Below are 1,849 nucleotides of genomic sequence, written 5' to 3'. Positions count from 1 at the left end.
GGCGGCCGCACCGCGATGGCGCGGCCGGGCCGGGCGGATGGAGGTCTGGTACGCGACATTGTCCGATCCGGTGACCCGAGCCGGGTAGTGGGTGCACCACGAAACGGTCGCCCCGACCGGTCGGCGGGCTCGAACCGGGCACGCGCCGTATGGGCACGGCTGGGTGACCTGGTTCCCGGCCGACGGCCCGCCCCGGACCGAACGCTTCGGCCCCGAACCGGTCGAACCCGCCACCGGCTCGGCCTGGTTTCACGCCGCCGGCACGTCGGCGGCATTCCAAGAGCTGACCGGACAAGCCGGGTCACTCGGGTGGGATCTGCGCTGGACGGATGCGGCCGCCCCGTTGTGGACCTTCCCGCGGGTCGCCTGGGAGCGTGAGCTGCTGCCCGGCGCGCAGGTGGTGATCGCCCCGACTGCCGAGTTCAGCGGCTCGCTCACCGTCGGCGACGTCGTGCACCGCGTAGCCGGCTGGCGCGGCGCGGTGTCGCACATCTACGGGCACGGCAACGCGCGGCGGTGGGGGTGGATTCACGCCGGGCTCGGCGGTTCCGACGTGCTCGAGGTGGTCACCGGCGTTTCGCATCGGCCCGGCCTGAGCAGGCTGCCGCCCACGGCGTTCGTCCGGTTCCGGGTCGATGGAACCGACTGGCCCGCAAGTGGTTTGCCGTCACTTCGGCTGCGCACCACGCTGGGCCTGCGACACTGGCAGCTGGCGGGCCGCAGCGGCGCCCGCAAGGTGCTGATCCGGGTCGACCAACCCGAAAATCGCTGCGTGAGCCTGGGCTACACAGATCCCGACGGCGCCACCGCGGTGTGCACCAACACCGAGCAGGCCGATGTCCATGTCGAGATCGGCGACCGCAGTTGGTCGGTGCTGGGCACCGGCCACGCCGAGGTCGGCCTACGCGGACACGATGCACCGCCCGTCGACGAAAGGATCCCGTCATGAGCTTTCTGTTCGACCCGCCGATGCTGATCGCCTCCGGCGTGCTGATCGAACGCGCGCTCCCCGAGGAGCACCGGGATGCCGCCGAGGCCACAGCACTCGGCGTCGTCTTCGGAGCGTCGTTCGGGCTGTACCACAACGTGCCCGGCCTCGGGCTGCTGTGGCGGCCGTTCCGTGCCCGCAATGGCCGCGACTTCATGTGGAACAGCGGGGTTTTCGGCATGAACACGGCGGAGGCCGGCTGGCAGACGCACGCCGCGGCGGGCGCCATCTTCGGCACCTACCCGTTCTTCATCAAGCTTGGCCGACGGCTCGGGAGGCTGGGCGCCGGGACCCGGATATGAGCCGACTTGCCGAACGCGCCACGGCCTCGTTCGGCGCCGCGCTGCTGCCCGAGGAGTGCGGCGGGCCGTCCCCGGCGCAGCTGGTACAGCGGGTCGACCGATACGTTGCGCAGCTGCCGGCGGCAACTCGTCTCGCGATACGCGGCGGGCTGCTGGCCATGGCGGCGGCAAGCTATCTGAGCACCGGCCGGTCGCTGACCCGGTTGAGCCCGAATGCGCGCGCTGACGTGCTGCGCCGCGCCGCCGCGCTCGGACCGGACGCCGGCGCGGCCATCGAGGGACTCAAGGCGATCGTGTTGTTGGCGAACGGCGCCGACAGCTACGCCTCCGAGCTGCTGGCCCGCGCCACCGAGCACGACGCGGCCCGGCTCGACGCGGCGCTGAGCATCACCGGCTCCGCCGACAGCGCGTCGGTGGTGCACGCCGACGCGGTGGTCGTCGGCTCCGGCGCCGGCGGGGCGATGGCGGCGCGTACCCTGGCCCGCGCCGGCCTGACCACGGTGGTGCTCGAGGAGGGGCGGCGCTGGACGGTCGAGGAGTTCCGCACTCGCCACCCGGT

2 protein-coding genes and 1 pseudogene are annotated in these 1,849 nt (G+C 72.6%); all 3 read left to right on the top strand.

Going from position 1 to position 1,849, the window contains the following annotated elements; all coding sequences use genetic code 11:
* Window positions 1-949, top strand: a pseudogene (locus AC2VNT_RS08835) (hypothetical protein); the annotation flags it as partial.
* Window positions 946-1,290 carry a hypothetical protein gene (locus AC2VNT_RS08830; RefSeq protein WP_486946497.1) on the top strand — a complete coding sequence of 115 codons (345 nt, stop codon included), beginning with the start codon at window positions 946-948 and terminating at the stop codon, window positions 1,288-1,290. The pseudogene AC2VNT_RS08835 and the gene AC2VNT_RS08830, both read left to right, overlap by 4 nt.
* A partial coding sequence (locus tag AC2VNT_RS08825; protein ID WP_486946496.1) for an FAD-binding protein occupies window positions 1,287-1,849 on the top strand: 563 nt, incomplete at its 3' end. The genes AC2VNT_RS08830 and AC2VNT_RS08825, both read left to right, overlap by 4 nt.

Source organism: Mycobacterium sp. TH-M15, assembly GCF_057473705.1.
Note: the sequence above shows the minus strand (reverse complement) of the source record. Positions and strands in the feature narration are given on the sequence as shown.